Below are 16,848 nucleotides of genomic sequence, written 5' to 3' on the forward strand. Positions count from 1 at the left end.
CTGTTATAGGCAGTTTTTTATTCAATCACTTTCTCCAATAATTTAAATTCCAATTTACTATTCTCAAAATCAGTTATTTTTTTGATTAATTCAGGTTTTACTTCAATATCGGAAAGCATAGAAGATACTTTTACTAACCAAAAATAAAAACCTATGCAATCGCTTAGTAATCTAACTTCGTGAAGATTTATTAAAGCTTCTCTTTGTTCTGCTGTTCTATTATTTTCTCTATCTAAAATTACTCCTAAAGCAGTTTCATCTGCGTGAATTAAATGACTTGATTGAGTAAAATTTCTTGCTAATCCTAATATTTCTTTGAAGTCATAATTGACTGAAATAGTTTTTATCATTTCATTATATGACCAAGGTTGTTCTTTTCTCTGTCGAGTTTGTTTTGTCCATTTTTCCGCCAAAAGTATTTCGTCGTTATCGTTTAAAACAATGTCTGTTAAAAAAGTAGAATCAATATTGGTCAATTCAATAATCTGTTTTGCTTGTTTCGATTGTTTTAGTTTATTTATTTCTGCTAAATCTTCCCAAAATTCACGAACTTTTTCAATTCTGGTAGTTTCGTCAAAAGAAGAAACATAAGCAAATTTTACGGTGCATTCAGCAATTGGTCTTAAAATAATATCTGCGTCCCAAAGACAATCATTTTGAACAAGTAAGAATAAAGTTTGAGTTCGTGAATGTATAAATGAGTAGTATGACTGAAGTAATTTATAAAATTCATCATTCTTTTTCAATGTCAATTCACAAATTGACACATGAAGTGAATCATGAGTATCTTTGAATATTTTTCTAAATTCCTTTGTTGGCATAAGTTTCTTTAAAATTGCCTATAACTATTTTATAGGCGCATAAACTATACTAGTTTTATTCTAAAATGGGATGTTATGCGCAATTTTTTGTATTTATAATTGCATATTATTTATAATTTCAAATATATTCTTTTTTTCTTACAACGAAGCACAATAAAACAGTATTTGTAAGATATTTTGCTAAACGATATTATGAAAATAAAAACGTGATTTTTAGCCCTGATCGCAGCGGCATCCTCTTGTATGGTGATAGCCAATACAAGAGATATAGCGAAGAGCAGGACGAAACGCTATTAAGATAACGATTCATCCTGCTCCTTAAAAAATTTCATAACCTATAAATTCTATTTTCTAATAATCAAAATACCAATTGAACACATCAGCACGTAATCCTATGCTAAACCAATTGGTGGTTTCTTTGAATACTGTTGTGGTATTTTGCGCAGGTTTGAAATCTCTAAAAATATAACTGGCAAATAACTTTAAGTTGGTTGCTGGATTCACCAAATAACCCGCTTGTAGGTCAGCAATAAAAACGGAGGTCTTGTTTCCCTGCCCTACTTTGACCCCTGAATTAGCAAAACGCTCTAAATCGTAGTCCCTGTAAATATCTCCTCCATAGTTTGAATTGGCTCCTGTAGTAGCAAAATCAAATCCACGAGTTCCCATGGTGAACTTGGCATCAGCAAAATAACGTTCTTTATGATAACGAGCGATTGCAATAAATTCACCAAAGTTCCCACCCCATTGATGACCGATACTTTGATTGTTGTGTCCGTAATTCGTAATAGGATCACTATGCGAATACACATACGGACGCACATGGTTGTACTCTAATTGCAACAACAAATTATCAATATGGAACGCGTTGTAATATTTGGCACCTAATTGGTATCCGTATTTATTTCGCCAGCTGTTATTCCCCTCTTTGATATCGCTTAAAGCAAACTCATCTAACAGAAATTGTCCGTACAAATTGATGCTGTTGTTCCATTTGTATTTGGCCGTCAATCCTAACAAAGCATTTCCTGTCCTTGCCGAAGAAGCAAACTCTACCGAGCGATAAAACACTATTGGATTTACAAAACTCATATCAAAACCTCTGTCATTGGTATTGGTCCAAATCACCGATTCGAAAAAACCTAGATTCAATCGGTTCGACACGTTCCAACTCAAATAATGATTCGCCATGAATTTAGTGGCATAGGTACGCTCGACAGTCACCTCAGGACGCACATCTTTGAGCCACATATAGGTATTGGTGTATTTTATTTTCCAAAATTTGGTGTTGATTTTAAAATACGGATACGGACTTGCCCCGTCGGTTTCCATCAAAGAGCGATAACCGTCACCAATAAAATTGCGCCCATAGCCCAATTGCAAATCGATAAATTTATTAGGTGTAAAAGTCAAATTGGCTTCTGCCAAAGGAAAATCATAGGAATCTGTTTTAAAATCTTTTGCAATTCCGATTCCCGGAATAATAGCTGGGTTCCCTCCCGCCGGTTTTATCGATTCGGCATAACGATTGAAATAATCCGCAAAACGTCCTTGACTTTCAAAAATGGTAGCGGTAAAATTCAACTGACTACCCAGTCCTCCTCTAAAGTTAATTGCTCTTGTATTTACATAAGTGTATGACGTTTCACTCTTACTGTCTTTACCCAATTGCAAATCCAAAATAGGATTCACTGTGAACCAATAATCCTCACCTTGAATGGCCACCATGTTTTCGTTCCACAGTTTTCTTGCCCACCAACCCGAAGCTTTTTTCTGCAACTTTTCATTGGCTTCTTTTAGATTGTAATATTTAGCAACCTCTGCATAGGTATAAGGTTTGGATGCGGTATGGCTGTTGCTCCCCACCTGATTCATCGCGCCATCAAAATGTGCATAATAACTATGTGAAAACGGAATATTCAAATGACTTTCATATTCAGGATTTGAATATTTTTGATAGACTAAATTATCTAACTCTGAAGCTGTTTTTATTGGAGTTGAAGCAGGCTGTGCCACTACTGCCTTCGCTACTGCTTCTTTTTGCAATGGAATGGAAAGTGCTATCGTATATTTGGAATAAGTAGCATTGCCATTGTAAGTAGCAGGCTGAATTTTAGGAAACTGACCAAAAACCCTTTTTGTTTCCTTGATTAATTCTGGGTCGGCCGCATTTACGTAAATCACTTTAAAAATTCCGTTGGCATCCACTTCAAAAAGAACTTCTACTGTACCAGAAAATTGATTCGCCACTAAATAAGAAGGCACTTTAAATTGATGAAATAAAAGCTCTTGCACTTTTGAATAAAAACACGCTTCAACTTCTTTATCGGTTAGATTTTTACAGGTTTCAAAAACAGGAAAACGCTCTTGAACCGTAGTATTCTGAATTTGGCCCACCGATACCATTGACACCAATAACAAAGAAATAAAAAAAACTTTTTTCATCATGAGACCTATTCTAATTTTAGACCATACTAATTACAATTCAAAACGTTTCAAATCTAATGATTCCCACGCACATCTAAAATAAAAATCCCACCAAGGTGGGATATTATTAACTTATTTTTTTTAAGACCTTCCAACTGTCTAAGGTGTAAAACAAACCTACCGCCAGGGTAGCTCCAAGCATGTTGGCCAGCACATCCATCACATCAGCTGAACGGCTTTGTGTACAGTACTTTTGTAGTAGTTCAATCAAAACACCAAAACTTACAGACAACAAAAAAGCCACAATAAAAGGCTTGAATCTATTTTTCTTTTTAAAATGCAATTTGAAAAACAAAAACCAAAGCATGGTAAAAACAAAATGAAAAATACTGTGAATGTATTTATCTAAATTGACAACATTAAGTTGCGGAGTATTGTCTAAGCGTATTAAGCACAATACTAACACGACCGAGGTCCACAAACTGGCTGCCACAAAAAATAGTTTCTTAAGCACCGATTAAGGCTTTATATTCTGCATCAGAAAGCAAAGAATCATACGCAGCAACATCAGATACTTTTACTTTGATCATCCACCCTGCACCATAAGGATCAGCATTAACCGCTTCAGGAGTATCTTCTAAAGCCTCATTGAATTCAATCACTTCTCCTGACATAGGAAGAAACAAATCAGAAACTGTTTTTACTGCTTCAACAGTACCAAAAACCTCGTCTTTTTCAAGAACTTGATCTAAAGTTTCTACTTCTACATATACAATATCACCTAGTTCTTTTTGTGCAAAATGGGTAATACCAACTGTTGCGATATCTCCTTCTAAACTAACCCATTCGTGATCTTTTGTGTACTTTAAATTTGATGGTATATTCATTTTAACCTTATTGATAATTGATAATTGAATTTTTATTTTGCAAATGTAACAATCTTATATTGCAGTACAACGCAAGATTTTAAAAATCCACCGCAGATTCTCAAATTATATTCCAAAACCTAACTTTAGAGGGTGTCGGAAATTAATTTGTGCTAATTCCAATTCACAATGACAAATTAAAATCTGCGAATTTGTGGTAAGACAAAACATAGAAAATCCACCGCAGATTCGCAAATTACAGTCCAAAACCTAACTTTAGAGGGGGTCGAAAATTAATTTGCACTAATTCCAATTTAGGAATGTAAAATTAAATTCTGCGAATTTGTGGTAAGACAAAGCATAGAAAATCCACCGCAGATTCGCAAATTACAGTCCAAACCTAACTTTAGAGGGTGTCGAAAATTAATTTGTGCTAATTCCAATTCACAATGACAAATTAAAATCTGCGAATTTGTGGTAAAACAAAACATAGAAAATCCACCGCAGATTCGCAAATTACAGTCCAAACCTAACTTTAGAGGGTATAGAAAATTAATTTGGGCTAATTCCAATTCACAATGACAACTTAAAATCTGCGAATTTGTGGTAAAACAAAACACAGAAAATCCACCGCAGATTCGCAAATTATATTCCAAAACCTAACTTTAGAGGGTGTCGGAAATTAATTTGTACTAATTCCAATTCACAATGACAAATTAAAATCTGCGAATTTGTGGTAAAACAAAACATAGAAAATCCACCGCAGATTCACAGATTTATACGCTAAGTTCTATTGAATAATTTCATCCTAATTAGTTTGCGTTAATTCCGCTTAAAAGGGATTTTTTACAATCAAAAATTAAACAATCTGCGAATTTGCGGTGAAAAAATCATGAGATTATATTGTTTCTTTTATTGTTCTAAAATTAATTTCCAAAATTATAACGCAACGTAAATCCTGAACGAATGTTTGTCAACGGGAATGACGTTGAAATCACTGCCTTAGAGAAGGAATGATCATAATAGAAAATGGCAGTTAGATTTTTACTAAACGAATAATCAGCCGTGAATTTCAATGACCAAATATTTTGACCTGCCGCTAGTTGATTGTTATCGTAATTTAAATAACGTACGATAGTTTGGTTATTACGATAAGACAAATCGGCTTTCAAATTAATATCTCCTTTAATTATACCTGTAGGGTTATCTGCCAAACGAGAGGAGAAAATAACATCTTTGAAACGATAGCCCAAACCTACAATATATTCAACCCCTTTTACTTCAGTCAACAAATTGTTATCAAAACTCATGGACAAAGCCCTGTCTTTTTTAATTTCAGTAAGGAATTTAAAAGCATTTTTTAATTCGAAATCAACTCGCATCAATGGACTAAATTGCTCTACTAAGTTAATATTAGAAATCAACATTTTATTATAAAAGTTTCCGCTATCATCGATTCCGTTAGGATTTTCATCGTATTTAAAATTAGAACGGTATTGATTAATGGTATAGGATGCTCGGTAATTGTGTTGCAATGAAAAGCGCTTAAAGTTCTTTTTGAATACTTCATAACGCATCAAACCATTGTACTTCACAGACCAGTTAGGAATTGGGAAATTTCTAAAAGCTCCCAAAGACACATCAGAAGCATCACCACCAGTATAAGCCGCAAGGAAAGCTGGAATTAATACTGCTTGATTGTTTTTTCCAAAACCGACAGGAAAACCATCGGCATCAATATTGGCCGAATTGCTTAAATCAATCCCTTTGGCAGTTGCCAGCCTATTGGCTACAACCAGCCTATTGGCTCTAAATTCATCAAATGCTTCAGAGAAATTCTCATTACTTGTTGAAAATGCCGATTTAATCATCACTGTAGAAATCGAGAACATCCCATAAGTATAAGGCGAACGAGAATTATAAGTCCCGTCAGGCGATACATCATACTGTTCAGAAAAATTCTCTGAATAGGTTCTGTCCATATTCAAATCGATTTTTAAATCAGGAAACAAATCCATATTAGCAGTTCCTTTGAATGCTTTGTTATGCACCTGCGTAAAGTTTTGGTTGAAATCCTGATAATTAGTCAACCAACCATTTTTGGCAGCCTCAAAACGAATATCATCTTGACTACCAAATACAAATCCCAATGACGGCTTAGACGACCCGAAGAAACCTAAACCTGGTAAAAAACCTGGCAATACCGTTCCGCTATTATCAGTATAGTTCAACTGGATGTTTTTGACACTTGTCAACACCCCAATCATGCCTTCCACAAATGGACTACGGCTCGATTCAGGTTTAGCAGCGACAATATTAACGACTTTTTCTCCTGGTTTTGGTAGCGTTTTAGGCTTCATCAATTGCTTTCCTCCTACCGTATTCGCCTTAGTCAATCCAAGATATTTATAAAGCATATCCATATTGAAACTACCATTCAAGGCATGCGCTCTAGCATTTTGCACCGTGTTTCCTAAATTATAGGAGGTTCCTTCAATTTCCAAGTCCGATAAGAACGTAGAAGCACGTTGCCAACTATAATTTCCTGTGTAGGTATAATTTGCTTTTACGAAACTAAACAAAGGAATTTTATGGATTGGCAATTCATAATTCACCACCAATTGTTGGGTGTGATTAAATGGATCTCCACTATCCCAATAGCCGTCCCAGATAGAAAAATCTGCTATCGGCTCATTGGCTTCATTCAAATAATTCTTCACAATATTAGCAGATGATGCTGTGTAGTTTAATTTTAAAGATTTAGTCAAATTATAATTAAACCCGTATTGATAATTAAAAGCAAAGTTCCTTCTATAAAGTGGATCAAGTCCAATTCCTTCTACCTCCACCTGTCTGAATTGTTGGCGATTGTACTGTCTGTTGATATTGGTATTAAAAGTAATATTAGAAGGCAAATAATTGAAATTGAAATCGCTCAATAGCTTCCAGTATGAGCTTTTCTTCATGAATTTCGTTTTCTTAAAAGGCTCAATTGATTTAGGTTGAAAACTATACGAATAATCAACCGCAGTAGTGGCTTGCTGGTCTAAATAATCTTCAATCTCGTAATCGTGTCGTTCTACCTTATTAATTGATTGTGAGAATGTGAAATTCTCGGGGTCATACACATGTTGTTTTTGCTCAGGACTTCGTTGCTTTCTAACACCTATGAAATTAATACTGGTGCGCTTGGTGTAATCCACAGCACGATTCACAATATTATCTTTTTCGGCTTGGCTAGAAGTGTTTTCTAATAATTCTTTGATTTTGATATCCGCATTAAAAGGGTCGTACAAAGGTGTAATAGTCTCTTCGCCTACTGAGTAATTAAACGGCAAATTAATTCCCCATTTGTTTGGCAGCAATTTTCCTAAATTGATATTGGTTACAATATTGTATTGTTGGATATCCTCACGGCTACGTTCATTTGCCCCTTGTTCAATAGCTCCAAATCCTACCGTACTTTTTCTTCCGGTAGCTGATACCGTTGCTAAATCGGCCATGTTAGTATCTACATTAAGCAAAGCGGCCATTCCGCCTGCATTATCCATTTCAGACAAACGCAACTCATTAAACCAAACTTCTCCTTTGATTTTACCTTCGGCAGTTTCGGCATCACTTTTCACCCCTACCATTAACGTTCTAACCAACCCAAAGTTCGGATTTCCTTTTACACCTAAACGAAGCTTGTTGATTTTTGAACTTGCGGAACCATCTAAATCTTCTTCGTTCTGATAATAAATCCCATCCAAAGGCAAGGTCGAAGGATCCACATTCATCGACTGAATTTTTAATTTAGTCAACAAAGACAAGGCTAAGTCAATCTGATTGCTTTCAGGCCAAACGAGTTCAGCACTCAACGGACTACAATTAGAAGGCTGGGTTACTTTTAACGGAATCTCAATTTGATAAAAGTTTTGATTAAAATCGTTACCAAAACGGATAAAACCTACCATTTTATCATCCCCTAACAAAGCTTGATTGGGCAATGATTCAGCATGTAAAAACATTTTTAGTTTTTTATACTGACGCATATCAATACTTACATTTTTGTAAACGGCACGTGCATCTTTAGGCTCCAATCCTTCGCCCGAAATCCTCAATGATAATGCCTGCTCGTTTTGATTGATAATGGTATTGTTATTATACAATTGCTCTCTCACCACTCCTGGAGGCTGGATATAATTAATTGGGCAACGTGTATTATTTTCTTGAATATTAACTGCGATTACATCTAGATCAGTACCATCGTCAGCAGGATTGGTGTCGTTAAAATCGAGGGTACTAGTATATCTTCTCCAATCACCTCTAACCAAATCTAACGCTCCAAAACGCAAGGTTACCTCTTCACTGAACCCTGTCATGAACATTCTCATAAAACGGATGGATCTAAAATCATTGATATCCCCTATTTTATTTTGCGGTTGTTGAACAGGAATTTTAAACTGAATCCATCTAGCAGGAGTTACCTCACCATTAGGCAATGTCACTTGGGTTTCTCTAATATCCGTAATGTAATTTTCACCCACCTCCATGTTCTTCTTGATATCTACGCTGTATTCATAATAAGCGTTAATCGTATTCATGGTGTTGTCTCTGTTGACATCTTCGACATCAGGAACTGCTGTTGAAGCTCTGTTAGCATCTGTAATATTAACAGCTGAATTCCCTTGAACTCCATTGTAGTTTTTATACCTATCAATTATACTTCCATTGGTATTCAAATAAAAAGTATAATCATCCGCTGCGGGGTCAGATTCCGAAGCAAAATTGGTATAAACTTCGGCTTCTTTCCCATTTGGCAAACCATCTAAACCTAAATCTTGATTGGCACGATTATTTACATCCGTATCAAAAGCATAAATCAATGATTGCGAAGCAGGCACATCTCCCCATAAAGGTCTTGGATTAGTCAAAATTTGGTCTGGACCTAAACCATTTTCAAATTGTTTCCTTCCGTCTTTCAAAATATCTTCTGAAATTTCTCCTAGGTTAAAATACAATTTCCCTGAATTAGCTGCAGATACTTCGCCCTTTCCTACATACGGATCTTGTACCCAAAACTGGATGTACTCCACATTTCCTTGTTCAAAATTGGTTGAATTAATCGCTCGCATAATTCCCCCATAATTTTCTTGTGGATTTAATGCAAAATTAGGATTGTTGTTGTAAGGGCCTCTCTCGGATGGAAAATAAGTCAAATCCAACGTGCTCACCACTTGTGTTTGTCCCAAAGCGATATCAGTTAGTGGATAGAGCTCTTCACTGTATATTCTTCGTGTTTTGTTAAATGACAAATCATTATTAGATACCCCATCAGGCTTAGAGGTATAAAAAATAGGGTCGATGGAGTACCAAGCTAGTTTGGCGCGTTTGAATCCATAAGTCAAATCATTGGCATTGGCACCAAAATTATAGGTACTTGTAGCATTTCTATCTGGTGTTGAAGACAAACTCCAAGCATAAGGCGAACGCATGTCTATTGTAGATTGCGAACCTTCAAAATCATCCACATAAATAGTAGATTCTCCATTAAAACTATCAATTTTAGAAGCATTTGGTCTTAAAAAAGCAACCTCACCACGAACCGATAAATTCGAAGGAACATCTGTATCTACATTCGGTAATTTGTTGACCAAACGGGTAAAAAAAGGAACTTCGGTTGAAAAATTAGTATTCAAACCAAAAATGGTATTGTTAATGGACTCTTGCCCATAGTTAGACTTTGTGGTAAACGGTCTTTCGCTCATTTTCAACAAAGTAGCCCCCACAACAAACTTGTCCGAGATTTTATGCTCTACATTTACACCCATGAAACGAGTAGTTTGTTGTCCAAAAATCGAATTGTTTTCTAAGGAAACATTGATTGGAGTATTTGAGGCTTGTAAGGATGCATCTAAGATTTGCACACGCCCTAATTGATAATTCACACTATAATCTACGCCTTCCACTAATTTTCGTCCACCCGCAGTTACAACCACAGAACCTTGCGGTACGTTGAAAGCACCGATCGGAATCCCGTCGCTACTAGTGGATTTAAATTTACCTCTTAAAAGAAATTTATTTTTGTCACTGTCCTCTAATGAACCTGCTTGCGTGTTGCGATACATGTTTCTAAAAACATATTTCTTTTGATTATCATTATAACTCGTTGGATCATTATAAACACTCACGTCCGAAGGATTGTTATAATCTTTTAATTTACTAAAAAGCAACTCTCCAAAAGGTTCTTTGGTCGTAAAAATGATGCGCCCATTTTGAGAATCCATTGTTAAGCCTTCCATAAAATCAAAAAAACCATCTCCACCGGCTTGTGGATCATTATTATAATTCAGCTTATCCAAGTTGAATACTTTTAACAATGGAGTTTCAGCCACTTTATTTTCTGGTGAAGGATTAGACGGAAATGGCACAGGGGTTCCTGCAGCAGTTTTCGCCTCGGTAATATAATTTAATGGTGAAGGATCGGTGTATAAAATATTGAATCTAAAATCCTCCTGCTTTACTTGATATGCCCCTGGAATTTGATAAATATTTTTCATCATCAAATTCCAAATCGGATTTTTAACATTTGTCAAATTACTTTTGAGCATTTTCAAAATCAATGCTTGTGTAATTACCGCTTGATTAGAATTAGAAGCACCTGTAACAACTGTAGATTCCACACCATCATTACCAAATTCTCCCACTTGATACACCTTATCTCCAATAGTATATTCATAGGCTACAGCCAAAACTTCATCATTGGAAAGTCTTTGTTGTAAAGAGATATACCCCAATTGTGGGTGGTAGGTAAACTCATTAGAAGTTAATTTTCTAGCATTTTCTAACTTGGAATAATCTTGACCTTCACGAGCTGTATAGGCATTAAAACCTGAATCAGCTGTTGCCATTTCACGAATATTATTATTCAACAAACCCGAACTTGCTTGAATACGATTGGGATCATACCCATTATTTTTATTATCCGTAGGTGAATCAACTGGGTTGTAAAACATCCCTGTTGACGGATCTCTTACCACAATTTCATTGTCTGGAATTCCTGAAATTTGGGCTTCTCCCAAATCTTGCAACGCAATAATATTTCTTAAATTATTGGAGTTGGTTGTTATTCTATTTTGTTTGTTTGTTACCCAAACTTCAATTCGTGTAATCTGAACTCTACTATCTATAAAAGGATAATTTTTAAGTGCCGAATCGTATTTATTTCTAAAATATTGAGACAAGAAAAAATGCCTGTCGTTGTCATAATCCAATGCAAAAACATCAAAATTTTGAATGGTTCCTCCTCCTTGCACGACTACACTTTTGGTTTGTGATTTTTGTTCAGAAAACACCCCTGTCACAGTCGTTTTTCCAAATTGTAATTGCGCCTTAACCCCAAATAAACTTTGAGCCCCGCGAATCAAAGAGCTATTCAATGGCATGTTTACATTACCAATTTCAATTTTTTGAATGATGTCGTCTTCAGTAGGAGTATAATCTAATTTTAATAAATTTTGAAATGCAAAGGTGGATTGTGTATCATAGTTTGCATTAACGTTTACCCTTGTCCCTACTTTCCCCATTAAACTCATACTGATCCTTTGATTGAAATCAAATGCGAGATTAGACCTGTTTCTTGGAGAAAAAGAGGGGTTGTCTTGTTTAGAATAACGTGCTCCCAAATCCATTTCTACGGATCCAGTAGGTTTTACATCAATCGTGTTTCCTCCAAAAATAGATTCAAAAAAACCAGAATTTACATAGTATTTAGGCAATAAATCTTTTTTTGCTTCTTCACTTCCTTCTTTCTTTCCATCAATAGCATCCGATTTTTGTTTAAAATAATCCCTCATGGATTCTTTCATCACTAATTTTTCGTACTCTTTAGGTGTCAAAATGATAGGATAACTGATAGAAAATCCTTCTACGGAATTGGTATAAATATAGCGATCAGTTACAGGGTCATAAGTGTATGCAGAGAGAATGCTTTGAGGACTTTTAAGTTGAACTTTTCCAAGAGAATAACCTGTTTTTACTGTGTCTTGTGCCACTTGATTTTCTTGAGCCAGTGTTACAAAACCACAAAATAAAACTAGCAAAAATGTATAAATCCTACACATATAATTCGTGTTTTTTATTTTTTTATAAATTTTTTAAAGCCTGCTTAATGATTGATTCTACGGTTGCGGCTGGGTCTTCTTTTAAAATTTTCTCAATTACTTTTTCAGAAGCTTTACGCACAAACCCCAATACTTCTAGCGCAGATAACGCTTCATCTCTATTTGTATTGCTCTGTGAAATAGAAACTTCGTCAATATCATAGAGTTTTAGCATTTTTTCTTTTAAATCCAAAATCACTCTTTGAGCTGTTTTACTCCCTATACCTTTAATGGATTGAATAGTTCCTACATCTCCAGAGGCAATGGCATTAATAATCTGTTTTGGATGCAAAGAAGACAACATTGTTCTGGCCGTACTCGCTCCAATTCCAGAAACAGAGAGTAATAATTTAAAAATTTCTCTTTCTGATTTTTCAAAAAAACCGAAAAGCGTATGCGCATCCTCTTTTACTTGTAAAAAAGTAAATAATTTTATAAAATCTGATTCTGGCAATAAGGAATAGGTATGCAAAGAAATATTAACTTGATATCCTACGCCGTTACAATCAATCACCACATCGGTTGGTGTTTTTTCAACTAATTTTCCCTGTAAATGTGCTATCATTTATTCTTTACTTTGACTGCCAAAGAAACACTTGTCACGGCAGTTAAAACCAATTTATTTTTTCTTTCTTTCTTTTTCTTGGGCATCTAACACAGCAATAGTTGCCATATTCACCATTTCCTCTACGCTTGCTCCTAATTGAAATATATGAACAGGCTTGCCCATTCCCATCATAATAGGACCAATTGATTCTACTTTATACAATTCTTTTAAAAGTTTATAGGTAATATTAGCAGCATCTAAATTGGGGAAAATCATGACATTTACTTTCTTTCCAACCAATTTAGAAAAAGGAAATTTCTCTTCTAACATTTCTGGATTCAATGCAAAATCGGATTGAATTTCCCCATCAACTACTAAATCTGGATGATGCTCATGTAGATAGGCTACAGCTTCTCTAACTTTTGAAGCTCTAGCATTTGTTGAAGAACCATAATTAGCATACGAAACCATGGCTATTACTGGTTCAACACCAAACATTCTGGCTGTTTTAGCGGTCATCAAAGCTATCTTAGCCAATTCTTCAGCTGAAGGATCGATGTTTATAGCAGTATCCGACAAAAACATAGGACCTCTTGAAGTCATCATCATATTGGTAGTCGCCACAATTGAAGCCCCAGGCGCTTTTTCAATCAATTGAAACATCGGACGCAAAACGGTAGCATAACCTCGGGAATGTCCTGTTACTAATCCATCAGCCTCCCCTTCATTTACCATCATGGCGGCAAAATAATTTCGTTCACGCATTAATCGTTGTGCGTCGTACAATACGATTCCTCTCCGTTTTCTTGATTCCCAATAAGCTGTTGCAAATCGATTCCTTCTTCCTTCTTCTTCTTTTTCTTTAGGGTCTATAATTTCTACGGGAGCATCAAATCCTAATTCTTCTTTTAATTCCAAAATTATTTCTTTGGAACCAAGTAAAATCGGAATCCCCACACCCTCTTCGTAAACTATCTGTGCCGCTTTTAGAACATTGAGATGCTCAGCTTCTGCAAAAACAATTCGTTTGGGATTCATTTTTGCCTTATTAGAAATCAATCGAAGCATTTTATTATCGTTCCCCAAACGGTCTAACAAATCCTCTTCGTACTTCTCCCAGTCTGTTATAGGATTTTGTGCCACACCAGATTCCATAGCAGCCCTAGCAACAGCAGGAGCTACGATAGCAATTAATCGAGGATCAAAAGGTTTCGGGATGATGTACTCTTTACCAAAAATTAATTTGGTCGCCCCATAAGCAACATTGACTTGCTCCGGAACGGATTCTTTTGCCAAAGAAGCTAGTGCTTTCACTGCCGCCATTTTCATGGCTTCATTAATTTTAGTAGCACGTACATCTAAAGCTCCTCTAAAAATATAGGGAAAGCCAAGAACATTATTCACTTGATTAGGATGGTCAGACCTTCCTGTCGCCATGATAACATCTTTTCGTGTTTGAATTGCTAAATTATAATCAATTTCGGGATTGGGGTTGGCCATAGCAAAAACAATAGGATTATCTGCCATAGACAAGAGCATTTGGGCGCTCATCACATCACGAGAGGACAACCCAATGAATACATCAGCATCTACTAGCGCTTCTTCCAAACTGATTGGTTCCATATCTCTTGCGTACTTTTGTTGCAATTCGGATAGAGAAGGATTGTTTTTTGTCAACAGCCCTTTGCTGTTGAACATATAAATATTTTCGAATTGAACTCCTAAAAGACGGTACAAATCGGCACAAGCTAAAGCTGCTGATCCAGCACCTGACACAATTACTTTTACATCTTCAGGTTTTTTATTGGCTAATTCAAGTGCATTGATTAAAGCCGCTGCAGAAATTATTGCGGTACCATGTTGGTCATCATGCATCACTGGAATATTCAATTCCTCCACTAATCTTCTTTCGATTTCAAAAGATTCAGGAGCTTTGATATCTTCAAGGTTTATCCCTCCAAAAGTGGGAGCGATGTTTTTTACGGTTTGGATAAATTCTTCAACATTTTTAGTATCTACTTCAATGTCAAAAACATCAATATCAGCAAAGATTTTGAATAACAACCCTTTACCTTCCATAACAGGCTTAGAAGCTTCAGGACCAATATCCCCTAACCCTAAGACAGCCGTTCCGTTAGAAATTACAGCGACTAAATTACCTTTAGCGGTATATTTATAAACGTTATCAATATCCCTTGCTATTTCTAAACAAGGTTCAGCCACACCAGGCGAGTAAGCCAAAGACAAATCACGTTGTGTTGCATATTTTTTAGTAGGAACTACTTGTATTTTTCCTGGAGTGGGTTTTGCATGATACAATAACGCTTCCCTTCTTTTGTTATCCTTGTTCATTTGATTGTTTTTATCCTAATTTACAAAGATATAAGTCTTGATTAAAAATAGAAGCTTTTATCTTAATCTTTTATTAAAAAACAATTTGGTTTTAAATAACAAAAAAAAGGCTACAGCAAAATATTGATTTGAAGTTAATCTATCTAAGGATTAAAGTTGAGTTCCGTTGATGTACGCATCTAAATGGTGAATGGTTTCTTTTTGCTCTTCAATAATCGCTTTTACGACATCACCTATCGACACCAAACCTAAAATCACACCATTATCCACTACGGGTAAATGTCGGATTCTTTTTCCACTCATTAAACCCATACAATAATTGATATCATCAGTAGGTTTTACAGTAATAATTTCAGTTCCCATGATTTCACTTACCAAAGTCCCTTTGGATGTTTTATCCTTTAAAACAATTTTACGAGCATAATCTCTTTCGGATAGAATCCCCACAATTTCATTATCATCAATAACTAAAAGTGCCCCTACATTTTTTTCTCCCATCACCTTTAGTCCTTCATACACTGATATGGAAGAAACAATGGAAAAAACCTGGTTCCCTTTAACGCTTAACATTTGATTTACAGTCATAACTAAAATTTTTTAAGACTCTAAATTTAAAAAAAATATACCGAAGAAACTTCAAAAAAATTAGAATAATCATATAAAATAAATAGCGATAAGCAAATTTTAACCTATTATTGCTATAAAATAATGAATTTAACTGACAAAATAACAACTAAGCCCACCCATAGAAAGGCGGGTTTTATTCGGATTTTAAAAAACTTATGTTTCTTTTTAAACCTTCGAATTTGGTCCGTTTTAAAGGCGAATTTTTGAATACTGCCCTAAAAGTTTCTTCTGTAATTTCTTCCCATTCTTTTTTGGATATAGAAAGAATTTGTGGATTAGAAGTTAATAACGGTTCATTATGGGGGTTTGAAAATCGATTCCACGGACAAACATCTTGACAAACATCACATCCAAAAGCCCAATCATCAAACTGACCTTTCATCTCCAATGGAATGCTTTCTTTTAATTCAATTGTAAAATAGGAAATACATTTGCTACCGTCCACCACGTAAGGAGCAACAATAGCTTGAGTGGGACAAGCATCTAAACAAGCCGTACAAGTACCACAATGATCCGTTGTAGGTGTATCATAATCTAATTCAAGATCAATAATCAATTCGGCTATAAAATAAAACGAACCGACTTTTTGAGTAATTAAATTGCTATTCTTTCCTATCCACCCCAAACCCGACTTTGCAGCCCACGCCTTGTCTAAAACAGGAGCAGAATCTACAAAAGCTCTTCCAGAAACCTCCCCGATTGTATTTTGAATTGAAAACAACAATTCTTTTAATTTTTCTTTTATAACAAAATGATAATCGGCACCGTAAGCATATTTAGAAATTTTATAACTATCGGCAACCTGAGTATTAGAAGGAAAATAATTCAACAAAAGTGACACCACACTTTTACTACCCTCAACGAGTTTAGTAGGATCAAGCCGTTTGTCAAAATGATTTTCCATATAGGACATTTGTCCGTTATGATTTTTGTTCAACCAAGATTCTAAACGAGGTGCCTCTTGTTCTAAAAAACCTGCTTTAGCAATACCACATGATAAAAAACCAAGGCGCTTTGCCTCGTCTTTAATAAATTGAGTATGTTCTTTTTTAGTAATAACGCAA

9 protein-coding genes are annotated in these 16,848 nt (G+C 35.3%); all 9 read right to left on the minus strand.

Going from position 1 to position 16,848, the window contains the following annotated elements:
• Positions 1-17: 17 nt before the first annotated feature.
• Positions 18-821: a DUF5677 domain-containing protein gene (locus tag K5R64_RS16055; protein ID WP_220764887.1), complete on the minus strand. Its 804-nt coding sequence runs from the start codon at positions 819-821 to the stop codon at positions 18-20.
• 351 nt (positions 822-1,172) lie between these two features.
• The gene (locus K5R64_RS16060) at positions 1,173-3,269 is read right to left on the minus strand and encodes a gliding motility protein RemB (RefSeq protein WP_374758139.1); all 2,097 of its coding nucleotides are present in this window, start codon (positions 3,267-3,269) and stop codon (positions 1,173-1,175) included.
• Between the two features lie 106 nt (positions 3,270-3,375).
• Positions 3,376-3,762: a VanZ family protein gene (locus tag K5R64_RS16065; protein ID WP_220764888.1), complete on the minus strand. Its 387-nt coding sequence runs from the start codon at positions 3,760-3,762 to the stop codon at positions 3,376-3,378.
• Positions 3,755-4,135 (minus strand): glycine cleavage system protein GcvH, encoded by a 381-nt coding sequence (gcvH, locus tag K5R64_RS16070; RefSeq protein WP_220764889.1) that lies wholly within the window; start codon positions 4,133-4,135, stop codon positions 3,755-3,757. The genes K5R64_RS16065 and gcvH overlap by 8 nt, the downstream gene beginning before the upstream one ends.
• Positions 4,136-5,040: 905 nt before the next feature.
• Positions 5,041-12,219, minus strand: a complete 7,179-nt coding sequence (sprA, locus tag K5R64_RS16075; protein WP_220764890.1) for a cell surface protein SprA — start codon at positions 12,217-12,219, stop codon at positions 5,041-5,043.
• Between the two features lie 22 nt (positions 12,220-12,241).
• Complete coding sequence (gene ruvA / locus K5R64_RS16080; RefSeq protein ID WP_220764892.1) at positions 12,242-12,823, minus strand: Holliday junction branch migration protein RuvA; 582 nt, start codon at positions 12,821-12,823, stop codon at positions 12,242-12,244.
• A gap of 54 nt (positions 12,824-12,877) precedes the next feature.
• Positions 12,878-15,157: an NADP-dependent malic enzyme gene (locus K5R64_RS16085; RefSeq protein ID WP_220764894.1), complete on the minus strand. Its 2,280-nt coding sequence runs from the start codon at positions 15,155-15,157 to the stop codon at positions 12,878-12,880.
• A 150-nt stretch (positions 15,158-15,307) separates the two neighbouring features.
• Positions 15,308-15,742 carry a CBS domain-containing protein gene (locus K5R64_RS16090; RefSeq protein WP_220764896.1) on the minus strand — a complete coding sequence of 145 codons (435 nt, stop codon included), beginning with the start codon at positions 15,740-15,742 and terminating at the stop codon, positions 15,308-15,310.
• A 175-nt stretch (positions 15,743-15,917) separates the two neighbouring features.
• The gene (queG, locus tag K5R64_RS16095; RefSeq protein ID WP_220764950.1) at positions 15,918-16,841 is read right to left on the minus strand and encodes a tRNA epoxyqueuosine(34) reductase QueG; all 924 of its coding nucleotides are present in this window, start codon (positions 16,839-16,841) and stop codon (positions 15,918-15,920) included.
• Positions 16,842-16,848 lie beyond the last annotated feature (7 nt).

The organism is Flavobacterium sp. UMI-01, from assembly GCF_019656315.1.
In the GTDB taxonomy this organism is placed as follows: domain Bacteria; phylum Bacteroidota; class Bacteroidia; order Flavobacteriales; family Flavobacteriaceae; genus Flavobacterium.

Excerpts from the sequence above, each read along its gene's own strand:
- K5R64_RS16055 (WP_220764887.1), bottom strand. The coding sequence starts at position 821 with ATGCCAACAAAGGAATTTAGAAAAATATTCAAAGATACTCATGATTCA.
- K5R64_RS16060 (WP_374758139.1), bottom strand. The coding sequence starts at position 3,269 with ATGATGAAAAAAGTTTTTTTTATTTCTTTGTTATTGGTGTCAATGGTA.
- gcvH (WP_220764889.1), bottom strand. The coding sequence starts at position 4,135 with ATGAATATACCATCAAATTTAAAGTACACAAAAGATCACGAATGGGTT.
- sprA (WP_220764890.1), bottom strand. The coding sequence starts at position 12,219 with ATGTGTAGGATTTATACATTTTTGCTAGTTTTATTTTGTGGTTTTGTA.
- ruvA (WP_220764892.1), bottom strand. The coding sequence starts at position 12,823 with ATGATAGCACATTTACAGGGAAAATTAGTTGAAAAAACACCAACCGAT.
- K5R64_RS16085 (WP_220764894.1), bottom strand. The coding sequence starts at position 15,157 with ATGAACAAGGATAACAAAAGAAGGGAAGCGTTATTGTATCATGCAAAA.
- K5R64_RS16090 (WP_220764896.1), bottom strand. The coding sequence starts at position 15,742 with ATGACTGTAAATCAAATGTTAAGCGTTAAAGGGAACCAGGTTTTTTCC.